15 protein-coding genes are annotated in these 14,975 nt (G+C 37.6%); 4 read left to right on the forward strand and 11 right to left on the reverse strand.

Annotation, left to right across the window (positions count from 1 at the left end; genetic code table 11):
- Positions 1 to 9: 9 nt before the first annotated feature.
- From CBW18_RS16760 to CBW18_RS16785, 5 genes are all read right to left on the reverse strand, one after another.
- Positions 10 to 2,031, reverse strand: a complete 2,022-nt coding sequence (locus tag CBW18_RS16760) for a M56 family metallopeptidase (protein ID WP_088302483.1) — start codon at positions 2,029 to 2,031, stop codon at positions 10 to 12.
- Complete coding sequence (locus CBW18_RS16765; protein ID WP_088302600.1) at positions 2,028 to 2,405, reverse strand: BlaI/MecI/CopY family transcriptional regulator; 378 nt, start codon at positions 2,403 to 2,405, stop codon at positions 2,028 to 2,030. Before CBW18_RS16765 ends, CBW18_RS16760 begins: the two co-directional genes overlap by 4 nt.
- A 111-nt stretch (positions 2,406 to 2,516) precedes the next feature.
- The gene (locus CBW18_RS16770; protein WP_088302484.1) at positions 2,517 to 3,158 is read right to left on the reverse strand and encodes a response regulator transcription factor; all 642 of its coding nucleotides are present in this window, start codon (positions 3,156 to 3,158) and stop codon (positions 2,517 to 2,519) included.
- 3 nt (positions 3,159 to 3,161) lie between these two features.
- Positions 3,162 to 3,890 carry a sensor histidine kinase gene (locus CBW18_RS16775; protein WP_172406557.1) on the reverse strand — a complete coding sequence of 243 codons (729 nt, stop codon included), beginning with the start codon at positions 3,888 to 3,890 and terminating at the stop codon, positions 3,162 to 3,164.
- 692 nt (positions 3,891 to 4,582) lie between these two features.
- Positions 4,583 to 4,972 carry a hypothetical protein gene (locus tag CBW18_RS16785; protein ID WP_088302487.1) on the reverse strand — a complete coding sequence of 130 codons (390 nt, stop codon included), beginning with the start codon at positions 4,970 to 4,972 and terminating at the stop codon, positions 4,583 to 4,585.
- Positions 4,973 to 5,266: 294 nt separating this feature from the next.
- On the opposite strand from CBW18_RS16785, the gene CBW18_RS16790 reads away from it, so the two are divergent.
- Positions 5,267 to 5,497 carry a response regulator transcription factor gene (locus tag CBW18_RS16790; RefSeq protein ID WP_088302488.1) on the forward strand — a complete coding sequence of 77 codons (231 nt, stop codon included), beginning with the start codon at positions 5,267 to 5,269 and terminating at the stop codon, positions 5,495 to 5,497.
- A 196-nt stretch (positions 5,498 to 5,693) separates the two neighbouring features.
- Here CBW18_RS16790 and CBW18_RS16795 read toward each other — a convergent pair whose 3' ends face one another.
- Genes CBW18_RS16795 through CBW18_RS16805 form a run of 3 tightly spaced genes read right to left on the reverse strand, consistent with a single transcriptional unit; the run spans position 5,694 to position 7,662 of the window.
- Positions 5,694 to 6,491 (reverse strand): ABC transporter permease, encoded by a 798-nt coding sequence (locus CBW18_RS16795; RefSeq protein ID WP_088302489.1) that lies wholly within the window; start codon positions 6,489 to 6,491, stop codon positions 5,694 to 5,696.
- Position 6,492: 1 nt separating this feature from the next.
- Positions 6,493 to 7,401 carry an ABC transporter ATP-binding protein gene (locus CBW18_RS16800; protein WP_088302490.1) on the reverse strand — a complete coding sequence of 303 codons (909 nt, stop codon included), beginning with the start codon at positions 7,399 to 7,401 and terminating at the stop codon, positions 6,493 to 6,495.
- A 3-nt stretch (positions 7,402 to 7,404) separates the two neighbouring features.
- Positions 7,405 to 7,662, reverse strand: a complete 258-nt coding sequence (locus tag CBW18_RS16805) for a hypothetical protein (protein WP_088302491.1) — start codon at positions 7,660 to 7,662, stop codon at positions 7,405 to 7,407.
- Between the two features lie 265 nt (positions 7,663 to 7,927).
- On the opposite strand from CBW18_RS16805, the gene CBW18_RS16810 reads away from it, so the two are divergent.
- On the forward strand, positions 7,928 to 8,959 hold the full coding sequence (locus tag CBW18_RS16810) for a sensor histidine kinase (RefSeq protein ID WP_088302492.1): 1,032 nt from the start codon (positions 7,928 to 7,930) through the stop codon (positions 8,957 to 8,959).
- A 59-nt stretch (positions 8,960 to 9,018) separates the two neighbouring features.
- Entirely contained in the window at positions 9,019 to 9,768 is a 750-nt protein-coding gene (locus CBW18_RS16815; RefSeq protein WP_088302493.1) for a LytTR family DNA-binding domain-containing protein, read from the forward strand.
- An 85-nt stretch (positions 9,769 to 9,853) separates the two neighbouring features.
- Here the strand turns inward: CBW18_RS16815 and CBW18_RS16820 are convergent, their stop codons facing one another.
- From CBW18_RS16820 to CBW18_RS16830, 3 genes are all read right to left on the reverse strand, one after another.
- A complete protein-coding gene (locus tag CBW18_RS16820; protein ID WP_088302494.1) occupies positions 9,854 to 10,597 on the reverse strand; it encodes a 1-acyl-sn-glycerol-3-phosphate acyltransferase in 744 nt (247 codons plus the stop codon).
- Positions 10,598 to 10,630: 33 nt separating this feature from the next.
- Positions 10,631 to 11,185: an NUDIX hydrolase gene (locus CBW18_RS16825; protein WP_088302495.1), complete on the reverse strand. Its 555-nt coding sequence runs from the start codon at positions 11,183 to 11,185 to the stop codon at positions 10,631 to 10,633.
- A gap of 82 nt (positions 11,186 to 11,267) precedes the next feature.
- Positions 11,268 to 13,757, reverse strand: a complete 2,490-nt coding sequence (locus tag CBW18_RS16830; RefSeq protein WP_088302496.1) for a TonB-dependent receptor domain-containing protein — start codon at positions 13,755 to 13,757, stop codon at positions 11,268 to 11,270.
- A 226-nt stretch (positions 13,758 to 13,983) separates the two neighbouring features.
- Between CBW18_RS16830 and CBW18_RS16835 the strand changes: the two genes are divergently transcribed.
- Positions 13,984 to 14,907 (forward strand): 2-hydroxyacid dehydrogenase, encoded by a 924-nt coding sequence (locus CBW18_RS16835; RefSeq protein WP_088302497.1) that lies wholly within the window; start codon positions 13,984 to 13,986, stop codon positions 14,905 to 14,907.
- The last annotated feature ends 68 nt before the right edge of the window (positions 14,908 to 14,975 follow it).

A 14,975-nucleotide genomic window follows, 5' to 3' on the forward strand; every position in this document is an offset into this window, starting at 1 on the left:
TTGATTCCGTTAAAATTTTTCACGTAAATAGTCAACAGTTATGTTCTTGTCAATAGTGCTTTCCTTTTGATTCAAATCTCTGAATAGATTTTTTTCACTATTTTTAGTCGTAATCAGCATTGCGCCTTCTTTGGCTTCTAAACCATATAAACTGGTAGCAGCCTGATTTTTTAATATGCTTACTGATTCAATATTGGCAGGGTTTATCTTATTTAAAAGCTTATTATCTGCCAGCTTAATGCCATCAACTATTATAAGACCATTAAATATACCATCAATAAATTTGGTGTCGTTGTTATTTCCTGTTGATCTTAATGATAATTTTTGTGTTCTGGTCGGCGTTGGGTTTTCTGATGGCTCGTTACTTTTTGCTAAGTTGAAATTCACATTAATATTATACTTTACTCTTACGGGCTTGTCATTTGCAATGCCTGGATTCCATTTAGGTGATTGCGAAATGACCCTAATGGCTTCCTCATCGGTCCCGCTGCCTAATCCTCTGGTAATCTGAACATCTGAAAGGTCTCCACTCTTCTCTACGATAAAGCTTAAGAATACTTTACCGCTTACATGATTATCCACTGCCATTTTAGGATATTTAATATTTTTGCCCAGGTATTGGTAAAATTTTTCAATACCACCAGGAAATTCAGGCTGCTGATCTATAGATACAAAATCAAATACTTTATCTTTAGACTGATAATTCTGATCAGTTAAATTCTGATTTGCAAAAGCCTTAACCTGAAGGCTTGGCAATAGGGTATAGGCCACTGCAGGTACTGAATTTAGGTTTTTTATCTTTGAATTACCTTCATCCAACCTGAATTCAACTTTGATGGCATAGTTTCCATCAATTGCGTTTTTAAAACCAGTATAAGATGACACGGCATTCATCACTTCTTCATCACAACCGGAACCTAAATTTACCAGTGAAGCAACGCGGACTATCTTATGGTTTTTTAACTGAAATCTGATCTGGGTATTTCCCTGTAAACCTTGTGACTTCGCTGCTATTGGATACTTTATCGTTCTGGATAAATAAGCATAAAAATCTTTCCAGGATTTATCCATCTTTCCTGCTTCCGGCGCAATTGATTTCTCGGTAGCTAAAGTTTCAGTGGATGGATTATCGGATATTACGATATCTTTCACCATTTCAATAGGTTTATCTAAAGGAATCTGATCAGACAGTTCCAATAAATTTTTGTTTTTACGTACGGTAGCCGAAGAGAAAATGATTAAAAGGGCAAAAAGCGGGATAAAAAAGCCATATTTCAAGATGGCGGCCTTTTTTGATTTTTCCTTTTGGAGCATAAAAATTCTCTTTTTGATGAGGGATTGATCAAAGAAACCGTTAGTTAAGCTATTAGGCATAATGCCAAAAGACTGGCTCAGAATCAACATGGCATATTCTGCCTTATCACCCTGAAATGCCGCGGCATGCTGATCGGCCAGAAACTCATGTATATTTTTAATTGATTTTTTATAGAAATAAATAACCGGGTTTATCCAGGTCAGAATGCCTAAAAGCTCAAAAAATAAAATATCTAAGGTATGCCATTGCTTTACATGTGCATCTTCATGTGCGTGTATAACATTTGATAAGGGTAGTTGCTGATCTATCACTTTTTTATTGAAAAAAGAAAAAGCTGAACCCGATTTTGCGGAATGAATCAGTTTTTTAACCGTTAATAAATTGAGCACCATCCTAAACAGAAAAAACAATATCCCGGTAAAATAGATCAGCACAAAGATGTTTGACCAGCTAAAACTATTTTCATGATCCGGAACTATTATAGCCTGTTCTAAAACAGCATCCCAGTTTATACTGGTATAAACTTTTTGAGCAACATCCTGCCGGGTAATCCATTCCATGCGTATAAAAGGGATAGATAAAGATAAAACTCCCGATGCCACTAAATAGATGCGATTAAGCAGGAAATAGGTTTCCTTATCTAACAGCAGTTTGTAAAAGCCGTAGAAAACAAACAGGTAGAGGTTAACCTGTAGCAGGTAGTGGGCGAAACTCATTTTGGATTGCGTTTAATTTTGTTAATCATTTTCAAAATTTCATCTACATCACCTAAATCAAGCTTTTCTTCTTTAACAAAAAATGAAAACATACTTTCTACAGAGTTTTCAAAATAATTTCCCAGAAGTTTTTCTGTCGCATGGCGTTTATAATCTTCTCTGCTGATCAGCGGATAATATTGGTGTGCTTTTCCAAATGCCTCATGCCCGATAAAGCCTTTGGTTTCCAGAATTCTGATAATGGTAGAGACTGTGTTATAAGCAGGCTTTGGAATAGGTAGTTCGTCAATAACTTCTTTAACAAATGCTTTTTCCAACTGCCACAAAACCTGCATAATTTGTTCTTCGGCTTTGGTTAAATCTTTAATTTCCATCATAATGCATAACAATAAGGATGATCAACAAATGTTGTCATTATTAAAGTTAAAACTAATTAATTAGTTATCCAAATGATATGGGAAAAAATATCCGGCGATAAAAGATAATTATATCTTAATCAGATTGTTTTTAATGGCGTAAACCACCAGTCCGGTGCGGGATTTGATGTTGAGTTTTGCAAACAGTGACTCGCGGTAATTGTCTACCGTTCGCGGGCTCACATTCATAAGGTCTGCAATTTCTCGATAAGTAAGTTCGCTGCTGCAATGTTGAAGGAAGGTTAATTCGCGTGCGCTGAAGATTGGTTTGGTATCACCATCTTTGAGTGCCACCAGCAAGCGGCCAGAAACAAGGTCATTAACATAAAAGCCTTTTTCGTTGATGGCCTTGATAGCGGTAAGCAGTTCGTTTGGAGTAGATTCTTTCAGCATATAGCCGCCTGCACCAGCCTTTAACATACCAATAATTGCTTTTTCGTCTTCCAGCATGCTCAAGGCGAGTATATTAACGTTCGGGTAATTTTCTTTAACCCATTTGGTAGCGGTATAACCATCCATTACGGGCATATTAATATCCATCAAAATAAGCTGTAAATCCGGATGGTTTTTAATTTTATGCTGAAGATCCTGGCCATTGATGCCTTCGAACAGCACTTTAATTTCATCAAACTCATCTAATAAACTGGCCAGTCCGGAGCGGAAAAGTGTATGATCATCAACGATGGCAATGGAGATAGATGGAGCAGACATGTTTTAAGGATAGGGAATTTCAATTAAAATATTAGTACCATGATTAGGTGACGAATTTAATACTAATTTTCCATTGATCATTTCTATTCTTTTATAGATGGAATTTAATCCCATTCCGGAGGAGGCTGCTGCTGCCTGTTCATAATTAAACCCTATTCCATTCTCTTTAACCTGTAAATGAAGGGTTTTATCTTCGTAGTAAGCATTAAAGGTAATGGCCGTTGCATTGGCATGTTTAATAATGTTGTTGATGATTTCCTGTAGTAAACGTAAAATGATCAGGTCTTTATCCGGTGATTTTTCAATTAAATCAACAAGACTGTTGTTAACCTCTATTTCGTAGGCTCCGGTTTTGCTTAACCAGTTTACTTCCTGATCCAGTGCATAGCCTATTCCATTTTCGACAACCTGTTCGCCATGCAGCAGTTTTGCCAGTTCTCTTAGTTCTCTGATTGATTTATTAATAAAGGAAAGGGAGTCGCTAATTTTTTTCTCTGCTTTTTCACTGTCGTTGATGTTTACAGAATTAAGTGTCAATGTAGTAAGGCTCAGGAGCTGGCCAATATTATCATGCAATTCTGTGGCAATGGTTTGCATGGTTTGATCCTGCACTTCAATCCGCGCCTGTAAAATTTCGGCTTCAAATTTTTGCTGCATATGCTGTTTCTCCAGCAAATGATTTTTTTTATGCCTGTTATATGATCTGATATAAATAATCAGAAATAAAGGCATGAGCAGGAATATAAATGTTGTAATCGAAATTAATATAGCAATTTGCGTTGTTTGGCTCTGCATATGTAACTGTATATCCAATTACTATAAAGGATAATGTTGATAATATAGTAAATAAATAATCGAAGCTTAATATGTTCAAATATGAGGATATTAAACAGCCCATAAAAGAGGTTAATAGCTGTGCCGCCAAAGTAATAGAATAAAACCCCGTTTACCCACCAAAACTCTGGATGATGCTTAAGATCAAGGACTTCATCGTCATTTAAAAGTTTATAATAATAATACAGGCAATAAAGCACAAATATTAAAGACATTACACTTACCGTGTTATCATTGAATACATCATTATAGGCGTGTATTCCATTTTTGAATGTAAAAAAGATAAAAATCGAGTAACAGATACCAAGGCCAGTAAATATTACAGGCCTTGGATTCGTGTATTTTTTTAAACAATAATACATGCCATAAGAAATAAATGCGATTTCAAACAGGACGAATGTATTGAATAACCCTACGTTATGGCGATGGTGAGCCGAAAGATAGGATCCCCTTGCTTCTGCAGACAATGCTATGATTAGATAGGCTATATTAACTTTCCAGAATGAAATGTTATCCTTAAATAGAAAAATTAGCGCTATAATCAGAGAAATTAGTTCTGCAATAACGATAGGGGTAAAAAAATTCATAAATTACAGTTCTGTTCCGTCACACATAGTAGGACAAAGATCACCTCTGTTTTCAATATTGGTGGTATCATCTTCATGTGCATTCGTTTTTTCCCCACGCGCATTGGTTTGGCCAGCGGCATAAGTAGGTACCAATAATACTGTATTTCTTCCTCTATGATCTTCAGGTAAGTCTTTTAATGATTCTTCGATGTACTGCGCAAAGTAAATCCGCAAACCATCATGTTTACCTTCACTGATTTTTTTTGCCATTGCCAGAATCTGCTCTGCAGGAAACCATACTGCCTTTGTATATGATCCGGAGTTTAGTCTGGTAGCCTCTTCGCTATAAGCATTAACCATTTTTATCGCTATATTTTTATCAATAGGCTGCGATTCGTTTACTTTTTCCATATTAGTATTTATAAATGATTTAGATCCCTAAATTCGTAAATTAGATCATGGCAGGCAATAGCGATTGGTTTTTTTTATACCGTAAAAACACCTTTTTATTTAGGGTAATTTCTACTACTCATAAATCAGTAGCGGCCCGTACTTTTGATTATTGAAACAAACAAAATATTAATTTAACTATTAAAGCCGCCCTAACCAGATCCAATTGCTTAAAATATAACTTAGAAGTACACTGTTCCTTCATTTATTATTTAATGGTTAATACGGCTGATGTGATTCGCTTAAATTTATAAAATGATAAACAAAGTCTTAATTCAGGAAAGTACCAGTTTGATAACTGAGCGGGAAATAGACATTGTACGTCTTTTATCAAATGGTTATAATAGTAAAGAAATTGGCGATATGCTTTTTATCAGTGAGCATACGGTTAATACACATAGAAGAAATATGGTGAGAAAACTTGATTTACGCAATTCTTACCAGCTCATTGTTTGGGCATTTAAACAAAGAATTTTGTCCTTTTGATAAGGAATAACGCTCTGCATTTAACGCATCTCTCTCTAAACAACAAAGCCTGCCTTTTGATCAGCAATGATCAGAAAAGCAGGCTTTTGTAATTAAAAAGAATTTTACACGCGCAATAGCAAAGGGCTTATTCCTGACTGCTCCTGGGTGAAAATAATATCTGCTGAATCAAAAAAATGATGCTGGCTTTTCTAGCTTATTTAATGCTTTTTCTGGTTACTATAAAATAACCAACAATGAAAAGAATAGCTGCATAAATTAAACTTGTCCATATTTCCTGTGTAAAAACCGGAAATTCCAATGGATTAGCCCCTTTGTTTACTTTCGTTATTCTCAAAGCCAGGGTGGGTAGAGAGTAAGGGATGAAATAGGCATATTTCCATCCAACATTTACGATAATTATTCCCATGATGGCACCAATAAAGCCTATGCCCATGGGTTTAAGGAAATCGCTCCAAAATAAACTCATGATAAACTGAAGTGATAAAATGCCTAAAGAAGAGAGAAAAAGTTTAGCATAAGAGTTGATCAGGATATGTAGAGGATTATACTGACTAAAATTATATTTTGGCACCAAAACCTGTAATAAATGGCCAAAGGCGAAGGTTAATGATGCGAACAGCAGTAAACAGATGAATATCATAAATACAGCATACAGGTATTTTGCTGCATAAATGGAAAATTTATTCAGAGGCTGTGCAAACAGCATTTTCCAGGTATCATTTTTGTGTTCAATATTGTTGACCGAAAAAGCCATAAATATGACGTAGAAAGGCATAATTAGAAACCCCATTACGCCAAGTGCCGCACCACTATAATTTGCCCACAATATCATCGGTGGATAATGAAAGGCAATAATTCTTTCAGAACTGGAATAAAAACCAAAAGTGATTAATCCACATATGATTACCGGCAACAATATTGCTGCCCAAAGTGCCAGTGTTTTTCTTGATTTATAAAATTCGGATATTAATGATATGTAGAGCGTACGCATATTAGTCGGTTTTGGTAATATCCAGGAATAAATTTTCAAGGTCCTTTTTTTGCATGGAGAGACTGGTTACCGTAAAACCATTTTTTATTAACAAGGTATTGACGATTCCGCTTTCTGCCGCAGAGGCATAAGGTATACTGATTTTGGATTTTGTTTGTGCCATGATTTCATATCCATTCTCCAGGATTAAAGCACCAGCACTTTCTACCTGATCAACTTCAATTTCGAGCAAGGGTTTGTTCAATAGCTGAAGTTCCTGAATGGTTCCCTGAAAAAGCAATTGCCCATGATTGATAATACCAACATGGGTTGCCGTTCTTTCTATTTCAGACAAAAGGTGACTCGATACCAGGATGGTTTTGTTGTATTTTGCGGTAAGCTCCATCATCAGATTCCTGATTTCGATGATGCCATTTGGATCCAGGCCATTTGTGGGCTCATCTAAAAGCAGCAGTTCAGGGTCTGAAATCAGGGCCAGTGCAATGCCGAGGCGTTGCTTCATTCCCAGCGAGTATTGGCTTGATTTTTTATTTGCGGCATCTGTTAAGCCAACCAGCGCCAGCATCTCATCAGCCTTGCTTTTGTGAATGCGTAAAAGCAAACACCGGTTAATTAAGTTTTCTTTTCCGGAAAGATGCCCATAAATGGCGGGTTGCTCTACCAGTGCGCCTACCTGTTTTAAAATGTCGATGCGGTTACTGTTGATTTCTTTACCGAAGATAAAAACCTGATCGGAGGGAGATTTCAAGAGGTTCAGCAGAATTTTTATTGTAGTGGTTTTGCCTGCTCCATTCGGGCCAAGAAAGCCATATATACTGCCCTTCGGAACCTGTAGCGACAAGTTTTTTAAAATGACCTGCTGTCCGAAATTGAAATTTAATCCAACGGTTTCAATGGTAAAGCTGGGCATATCTTATTTGAAAATAGCCGTAGCTTGTTTCACCACTGAGGTAGATGCCTTGGCTGGTTTTACTACAATTTCAGCTTCATTTGGATTGGTATTAACCGTAAGCGTTAATATCATCATCATAAAAACCGGTAATAATAAAAGTAAAAATGGCGAGGTATTGGCTAATTTTTTCATAACTGATAATTTAAGTGGAGCGATGTTGAAAGTAGCATCAGTAAATACTGTTTGATTATTGAAGTGAATGGCTGATGCGTGTTTCATAATTGTTTCGTTTTGATGATTCAAAGAAACTGAAGAAAACCAAACTGCTAAAATGTATTATACCAAGCGTTAAAGATTCTAGATCAACAGGCCATTTTGGCGTTTATCGATAAAAATTGGTGTTGGTCGATAATTTAGGCCGTTTGGCCTGTTCGTAGAAAAAAAAAGGCAGTTGGTAGATTGTATTATCTAAAAATAGAAACTTTATTTATTTTGGATGCGCTCATCGAAAGTATCAACACAATTGATGAATAAGCGAAAAATAATGACGAAAAGTAAGGGACCTATCATATTGCATGCACTGTATTGGGCAGCTATCTTAATCATAATTGCACTAAGCATATTTTTTGATTCTGAAACTAAAAATATAAAGCACTTTATATTATCGCTTGTACTATTCGGAATTATTAATGTTTCACTTTTCTACATCAATTACCTGATCCTCATCCCGCAGTTCATTAAAAAGAAAAAGAGATACTTTCTTTATATCTTCATTTTTATTATTCTGCTGGGTGTAACGGCATTTGTCAAAACGGCAATAGCAGTGTTAAATCCGAGAGAGATGATGGAGTATATGAATGAAGGCAGGCGAAAAGCGATCACTGCAGATCAATACTTCTTCGCGCAGTTGTTTTTGTGTGGCTTTTTTCTGGTTTCCAGTTGCCTGATCAAATTTGCGGCAGACTGGTTTGCAAATGAACGCATTCAGCGAAACCTGGAAAGTGAACGCCGCGAAATGGAGCTGCAGTTTTTAAAGTCGCAGTTAAACCCTCATTTTTTATTCAACTCACTGAACAATATTTACTCGCTGGCCTATCAGAAATCTGATAAAACAGCTGATGCGATCATGAAGCTCTCTGAAATTATGCGTTACATGATCTATGAAAGCAATACACCTACGGTATCCTTAAGTAAGGAAGTTGATTACTTAACCAACTATATTGATTTGCAGAAAATCAGGTTTAAGGATGGGGCATATATTGAGATGGTTTTAAACGGGGAAATTGATGATCAGAAAATTGTGCCGCTAATGCTGATTTCTTTTGTGGAGAATGCCTTTAAACATGGCGTGGTCAATGATCCCGGGCACCCGGTAAAAATTAACATCATTGCCAACCAGAAAATTCTTCATTTCAGTGTGGTGAATAAAAAAAATAACCAGAATAAAGATGCGCAGGGCGGAGTGGGTTTAACCAATGTAGAAAGAAGATTACAATTGGTTTATCCTGACAGATATAAATTAAATGTTGTAAATTCGGCTACCCATTATACCTGCGAACTGATGATTGATATTTAATCCGGAAGCCACACCAGCGGATTTTATAAAAAATCATGAATTAAAACGATAAACTTAAAATGAATTTAAACTGCATTGTTGTTGATGATGAGCCTTTGGCACTGGATATCCTTCAGGATTATATTTCAAAGGTGCCCTTTTTAAATTTTGTTAAAAGGTGCGAAAATCCCATAGAAGCTTTGCAAATTGTTCAGGCAGGGGGGATTGACCTGGTTTTTCTCGATATTCAGATGCCGGAACTTACCGGGATTCAATTCCTGAAAATTGCCGGGAACAAATGCCATTATATTTTAACTACAGCTTATCCGCAGTATGCCCTGGAAAGTTATGATCTTAACGTATCAGATTATCTTTTGAAGCCTATTGCATTTGATCGTTTTTACAAAGCAGTAGAGAAGGTTCACAAACAATTTAAACCGGCTGAAGCGCCTGTAAGCGTAGCGCAACCTATTGTTACACCGGCACCATTTTCTGCACCTGCAAATCCTGTTCAGGATTATATTTTTGTGAAAACAGAACATAAAATTCAGAAAATTTACCTTCATGACATCCTTTTCATTGAAGGTTTGAAAGATTATATTTCTATTTTCACTAAAACAGAGCGGGTAATTACGCTTCAGAGTATGAAGAAAATGGAGGAGGCCTTACCGCAAAGTCAGTTTATCCGCGTACACAAATCGTACATTATAGCGGTAGATAAAATAGAAAGTATTGAACGAAGCAGAATTACGATTAATCAGAAAATCATTCCGGTTGGAGATACCTACCGTGACGAGTTTTTCAAAGTAATTGGAAATAAGAATATTTAGCTTTTAGTCTGGAGTCTTTAATCCGGAGTCAATAGTTCTGATACCTGATACTAAAATCTTGAGACCCCATACCAAGGTTTCGATACTAAGTCATTTCTTGTCCTAGCACCTTCCTGATTTCTGTTTCTGCTTCCAGTGTAATCTCGTTTGCTGTTTTTCCTTCTGGGTCTATGGGGTTTAGAACGGTCCAGCGTAACGCATTTCCGGTAGTTAAGGGAAACATGCCGAAGCGAACAATTTTCCAGGAATTTTCAATGGCAACAGGCACCACCAGTGCATTTGGAACTGCTTTCAAAAGGGTGGCAATGCCGCCAAACTGGAAGGTTTTAACCTGTCCGTCTTTTGCGCGGGTGCCTTCAGGAAAAATAACCGTACTCCAGTTATTTTGCTGCATCCTGCGGCCAAGTTTGATAATTTCAGAGATGGCCTGCTTATTGTCTTTCCTGTTGATGTTTGCACCACCACCTACTCTGAGGTTGATGGAAATGGACGGAATACCTTTGGTCAGTTCTATTTTAGAAATAAACTTGGCGCTGTATCTTCTCAGGAACCAGATGAGTGTGGGAATATCATACATACTCTGGTGGTTTGCCACAAAAATTATGGGCCGATGGGTTGGCAAGCTGTAATCGTTTTTAAAAATAACCGAATTCAATAAAAACACCTGGCAATAGGTGAGAAAAAAGTTCAGGATATCAACAGAAACTTTATGCGCCTTGTATCCGAAAAACCGATGGCAAATCCACTGAATGGGGTGAAAAATGCAAAGCGTTAAGCCAAAGAAGAAATAGAAAACAGGGCTTAAGATATAGCCGAAAAGCTTACTCATCTGATTAAAAAATTAATGCGGCAAAGGTAATCATTAGATTTCGCCGTTTAAAATCATCAGCTTTACTTTCATAATGGCAGCAACACTCATCGAATCAGTTATTGTCCCATTTAAAACCATTTGACAGGCTTCTTCAAAGGCAATTTTCTTTACCACTAACTGCTCCGTTTCTTCGGGCATGGCGATTCCCTGGATCAGACCGGTGGCCAGATAGATGATGGCCAGTTCATCACTTACTGAATTGGAAAGGTGCATGCGCTGAATTTCCCGCCAGTTTTTAGCACTTAATCCGGTTTCCTCCAGAAGTTCGCGCCGTGCACTTTCCAGCGGCTCTTCATTCAAAGGACCGCCGCCTTCCGGAATTTCCCAGCTATAGGCTTTAAGCGGAAAGCGATATTGCCCCACCAGCCAGGTATTGTTTTCTTCATCCAGGGCTAAGATGCCAATGGCAAAGTTTTTAAAATGGACTTCGCCATAAATACCGGCGCCACCAGATGGATTAATCACCTGATGTTCGGTAACCCTGATCCAGTTATTATCGTATTTTACTTCACTGTCAAGTGTCTTCCAGGGGTTTTGATCTTCCATAGCGCAAGATAATGAATATCATTTTGACACGATGTAATTAAACAAAAAAGGCGTTCCGATAGTCGAAACGCCTTACTATTATTTAGAATGAACCTTCATCAGGTCGGTTATCCTGTTGCTCATCTTTTTTCTGTTTTTTTACATTGCTAAATGTCGTTTTTCCGAAACGGTAAGAGAAGGTTAAATTTCCCATTGTTCCCTGCATCTGGCGTTCAAAATCCACAATTGTAAATTTATCTTCAGTAGTCATGCTCCATCTTCTGGTGTTAAATACATCTCTCACATTGAAGCTTAATGAAGCTTTTTTATTCGGGAAGTCGTATTTGGCACCGCCATCAATGCCATACATGGCATTACGCTTTCCCTGTGCCATTACCTCAGGGGCGCGGTAATCACCACGAACCTGTACCGATAAATTCTTCACTACCGTTAAGTTCGCAGTTAAGTTGGCATTCCAGCTAAAACCACTGCTGGTGGGGATGTCAAATCTGGTATCACCAGCAAATTTTGCCTGGTAAAGGTTTACATTGGTGGTAAAATTTAAGGCTTTTACCAAATCAAAACGGCCGATCAGTTCCAGACCGCTGTTGATCTGGCGAGATAAGTTTTGTGGTGTGGTGGTGATGATTCCATTAACAGGTGAGCTTCTTACCCTTTGAATCACATCATTGGTTTGGCGGAAATACAAGCTGGAAGTTAAGGTTACTTTTTTCCAGTATTTGCTGTAGCCCAACTCAAATGAGTGTACATCTTCTGGCAATAGATTAGGGTTACCACCTCTGTAGTTAAATGGATCAGAAACATCCAGAAATGGATTGGTATCCCATGGCCTCGGGCGGTTTACCCGGCGTGTATAGCTCAGCTGAACCTGGTTGTCGCCTTTCAGCTTCTGTGTTAAAAATACACTCGGATATAATCTTTTATAGTGAATATTTCCTTCGTTTGAGGTTAATATATTATTGGTATAGCCATCTAAGTGGGTATCTAACCGTGCATCTTCAGCCCTTAAACCCAGCTGATAACCGAAATCCTTAATTTGATTCTGATAGTTTAAGTAAAGTGCATGAACCTGGTCTTTGCTGTCAAAATTGTTAATCAGCTTATTGTTTTGTATGTAAATACTTGTATTGGTTAAGATAGAATCTGCATATTGATTGTTGCCGGCCAAACGAATCTGACTCCGGTATCCAGCCTCCAATTTACCTGCTTTACCCACAGGCATGGTATAATCTGTCTGGATGTTATAGTTTGAATTATCTCCTCTGTTGAAAACACGTTGCAAACTCAGATTTTCATTGATGGGAATATTATTTCTATTTGTGGTGGTGGTGCTATACGTTTGATCGTTGTTATTATCTCCGTTCGAATAGCCGAAATTAAAAGTTAACTCTTGCTTAGGTTTTTTAAACTTCTGAACGAAATCCAGATTTAAATCATAACTACTTCCATAACCATCGTTTAGATTTGTTCTATTACTTAATGAAAGCGGCGTTTGTGCACGGTTCAATTGTTTGATGTCGAGCAACTCATTTCGCTCATTTTCCCTGGAGTTGAACCCCCCGGATAAACTGATTACACTTTTAGGTGTCAGGTAATAATCCAAACCAGCTTTAGCATTATGTCCCTTATCCAAAGAATTTGAACGGGTTGCCTGGCTGGTGTAGGCTGTTCTTGAGGAGTCAGATTTATAAAAAATATCCTGATAACCCCCACCAAGGCGGTTGCCATAACGATAGCTGTAGTTTCCGTAAATATTTACCTTACTGTTCTGAAAACTCAAATTGGTATTTGCATTATAATTGTCGCGGTTACCGGCAGTAATGGCTGCTGAACCATTAAAACCTAATTTAGTGTTTTTCTTTAAAACAATGTTGATAATGCCCGACTGACCTTCCGCATCATATTTGGCTGAAGGATTAGTGATTACCTCTACACTTTCAATAGAGCTGGCCGGAATGGAAGCTAAAATCTGTGCTACGTTTCCGCCGGCAATTAAAGAAGGCTTGCCATCAATTAAAACCCGGACACCTGTTGAACCACGTAAACTTACATTCCCGTCCATATCGGTGGAAACGGAAGGTACATTTTGCAATAAATCAGTTGCGGAGCCACCTTCGCTGATCACACTTTGGTCAACAGAGAAGATTTTTTTATCAATCCCCATCTGCATGCCTTGTTTCTGGCCGGTTACGGTTACCTCACTTAAAATATTGCCTTTAGCCGCATTCATTTTTATATCGCCAAAGTTTAAAGTTCCGGTGGCTGCGGTAATGGCAACATTATCCCTTACCATGGTTTGATAGCCTACAAAACTGATTTTAAAAGTAAAATTCCCATTAGGTAAATCAGCCATGGTAAAGGCCCCGTTAAGGTCAGTCTGTGCGATTTTAACATTCTTTGCGGTTGCTTTGTCAATTAAAACAGCGGTAGCAAACGGAATAGTTTCTTGGGTTTTAGCGTCTTTTAACACGCCGGTAATTTTTGCTTTGCCCCCGCTTTGGGCAAAAAGGTTAAACGTTAAACTTAAAAATAAAAGGGCAAGTGGTATGGCACGTAAGTGTATAAGTCTCATTAAAGGTTAAAATTTGTGTATGTATTGTAAAGGGAGACAAAGTAACAGCAACTAAGTTTAATAAGCGTGGCGTAACTATTTTATTACAGCGGTTTTATAGTAATATTTTTGTGAGTCTCAATGATGCGAAAGGCTTTAAATAAATAAGCGCTTTTGAAGTGTGGAAGCCTTTCATAAAATGTTACTTTTGTTTGATTTCAAAAACGTCTGAAATAAAATTTACACAATGAAAAAAATATTAATCGTTGATGATTTACACCCGGTTTTTAAGGAACGGGCCATTGCAATGGGTTATGAAGTTGATGATGAACCACAAATTACGCGTCAGCAAACGCTGGATAAAATCAAGGATTATGTAGGGATTGCAGTGCGGACGAAGTTTAGAATCGATACTGAGATTTTTGCAGCGGCCCCAAATTTAAAGTTTGTGGCCAGAGCCGGTGCCGGACTGGATAATATTGATGATAAAATCGCATTTGAAAGAAATATTGAACTAATCAATGCTCCGGAAGGAAATTGCGATGCTGTTGGAGAACATGCTACCGGATTGTTGCTTTCACTGATGAACAACTTCCGCAAGGCTGATTTGGAAATTAGAAATGGAATCTGGGATCGTGAAGGTAACAGAGGTTACGAATTGAAAGGTAAAAAGGTAGGGATTATCGGTTACGGTTTTATGGGACAAAGTTTTGCGAAGAAACTGGCAGGTTTTGAAGTGGATGTAATGGCCTATGACAAATATAAAACAGGCTTTAGCGATGCCTTTGCGCGTGAGGTAAGTATGGAAGAGATTGTAAAACATAGCGATGTGCTGAGTCTGCATATTCCACTCACTGCCGAAACCAGGCAAATGGTTGATGATGAATATTTTTTCCATTTTAAGAAACCAATTTACTTCATCAATACCGCAAGGGGAGAGGTGGTCAATACCAAAGCTGTTTTGAATGCCATTAAATCTGGTAAGATTTTAGGTGCCGGTTTAGATGTACTGGAAACTGAAAAATTCCCTGCCCTGGCAACGCAAGACTGGTATGAAGAATTGAAGAAAAATGAAAAGGTTATTTTAACTCCGCATGTAGGCGGCTGGACTTTTGACTCATATCGCAAAATTTCGGAGGTGCTTGCTGATAAGCTGCAGGGTTTTTTATAGTTACATTTTATTCTATACTTGTAATTGCTGCTTAGAATTTAAAGCTATTTTCTTAAATTGATTCCAAA

It is taken from the genome of Pedobacter sp. AJM (assembly GCF_002197755.1).
Lineage (GTDB): Bacteria > Bacteroidota > Bacteroidia > Sphingobacteriales > Sphingobacteriaceae > Pedobacter.

Excerpts from the sequence above, each read along its gene's own strand:
- CBW18_RS16760 (WP_088302483.1), bottom strand. The coding sequence starts at position 2,031 with ATGAGTTTCGCCCACTACCTGCTACAGGTTAACCTCTACCTGTTTGTT.
- CBW18_RS16765 (WP_088302600.1), bottom strand. The coding sequence starts at position 2,405 with ATGGAAATTAAAGATTTAACCAAAGCCGAAGAACAAATTATGCAGGTT.
- CBW18_RS16770 (WP_088302484.1), bottom strand. The coding sequence starts at position 3,158 with ATGTCTGCTCCATCTATCTCCATTGCCATCGTTGATGATCATACACTT.
- CBW18_RS16775 (WP_172406557.1), bottom strand. The coding sequence starts at position 3,890 with ATGCCTTTATTTCTGATTATTTATATCAGATCATATAACAGGCATAAA.
- CBW18_RS16785 (WP_088302487.1), bottom strand. The coding sequence starts at position 4,972 with ATGGAAAAAGTAAACGAATCGCAGCCTATTGATAAAAATATAGCGATA.
- CBW18_RS16790 (WP_088302488.1), top strand. The coding sequence starts at position 5,267 with ATGATAAACAAAGTCTTAATTCAGGAAAGTACCAGTTTGATAACTGAG.
- CBW18_RS16795 (WP_088302489.1), bottom strand. The coding sequence starts at position 6,491 with ATGCGTACGCTCTACATATCATTAATATCCGAATTTTATAAATCAAGA.
- CBW18_RS16800 (WP_088302490.1), bottom strand. The coding sequence starts at position 7,401 with ATGCCCAGCTTTACCATTGAAACCGTTGGATTAAATTTCAATTTCGGA.
- CBW18_RS16805 (WP_088302491.1), bottom strand. The coding sequence starts at position 7,662 with ATGAAACACGCATCAGCCATTCACTTCAATAATCAAACAGTATTTACT.
- CBW18_RS16810 (WP_088302492.1), top strand. The coding sequence starts at position 7,928 with ATGACGAAAAGTAAGGGACCTATCATATTGCATGCACTGTATTGGGCA.
- CBW18_RS16815 (WP_088302493.1), top strand. The coding sequence starts at position 9,019 with ATGAATTTAAACTGCATTGTTGTTGATGATGAGCCTTTGGCACTGGAT.
- CBW18_RS16820 (WP_088302494.1), bottom strand. The coding sequence starts at position 10,597 with ATGAGTAAGCTTTTCGGCTATATCTTAAGCCCTGTTTTCTATTTCTTC.
- CBW18_RS16825 (WP_088302495.1), bottom strand. The coding sequence starts at position 11,185 with ATGGAAGATCAAAACCCCTGGAAGACACTTGACAGTGAAGTAAAATAC.
- CBW18_RS16830 (WP_088302496.1), bottom strand. The coding sequence starts at position 13,757 with ATGAGACTTATACACTTACGTGCCATACCACTTGCCCTTTTATTTTTA.
- CBW18_RS16835 (WP_088302497.1), top strand. The coding sequence starts at position 13,984 with ATGAAAAAAATATTAATCGTTGATGATTTACACCCGGTTTTTAAGGAA.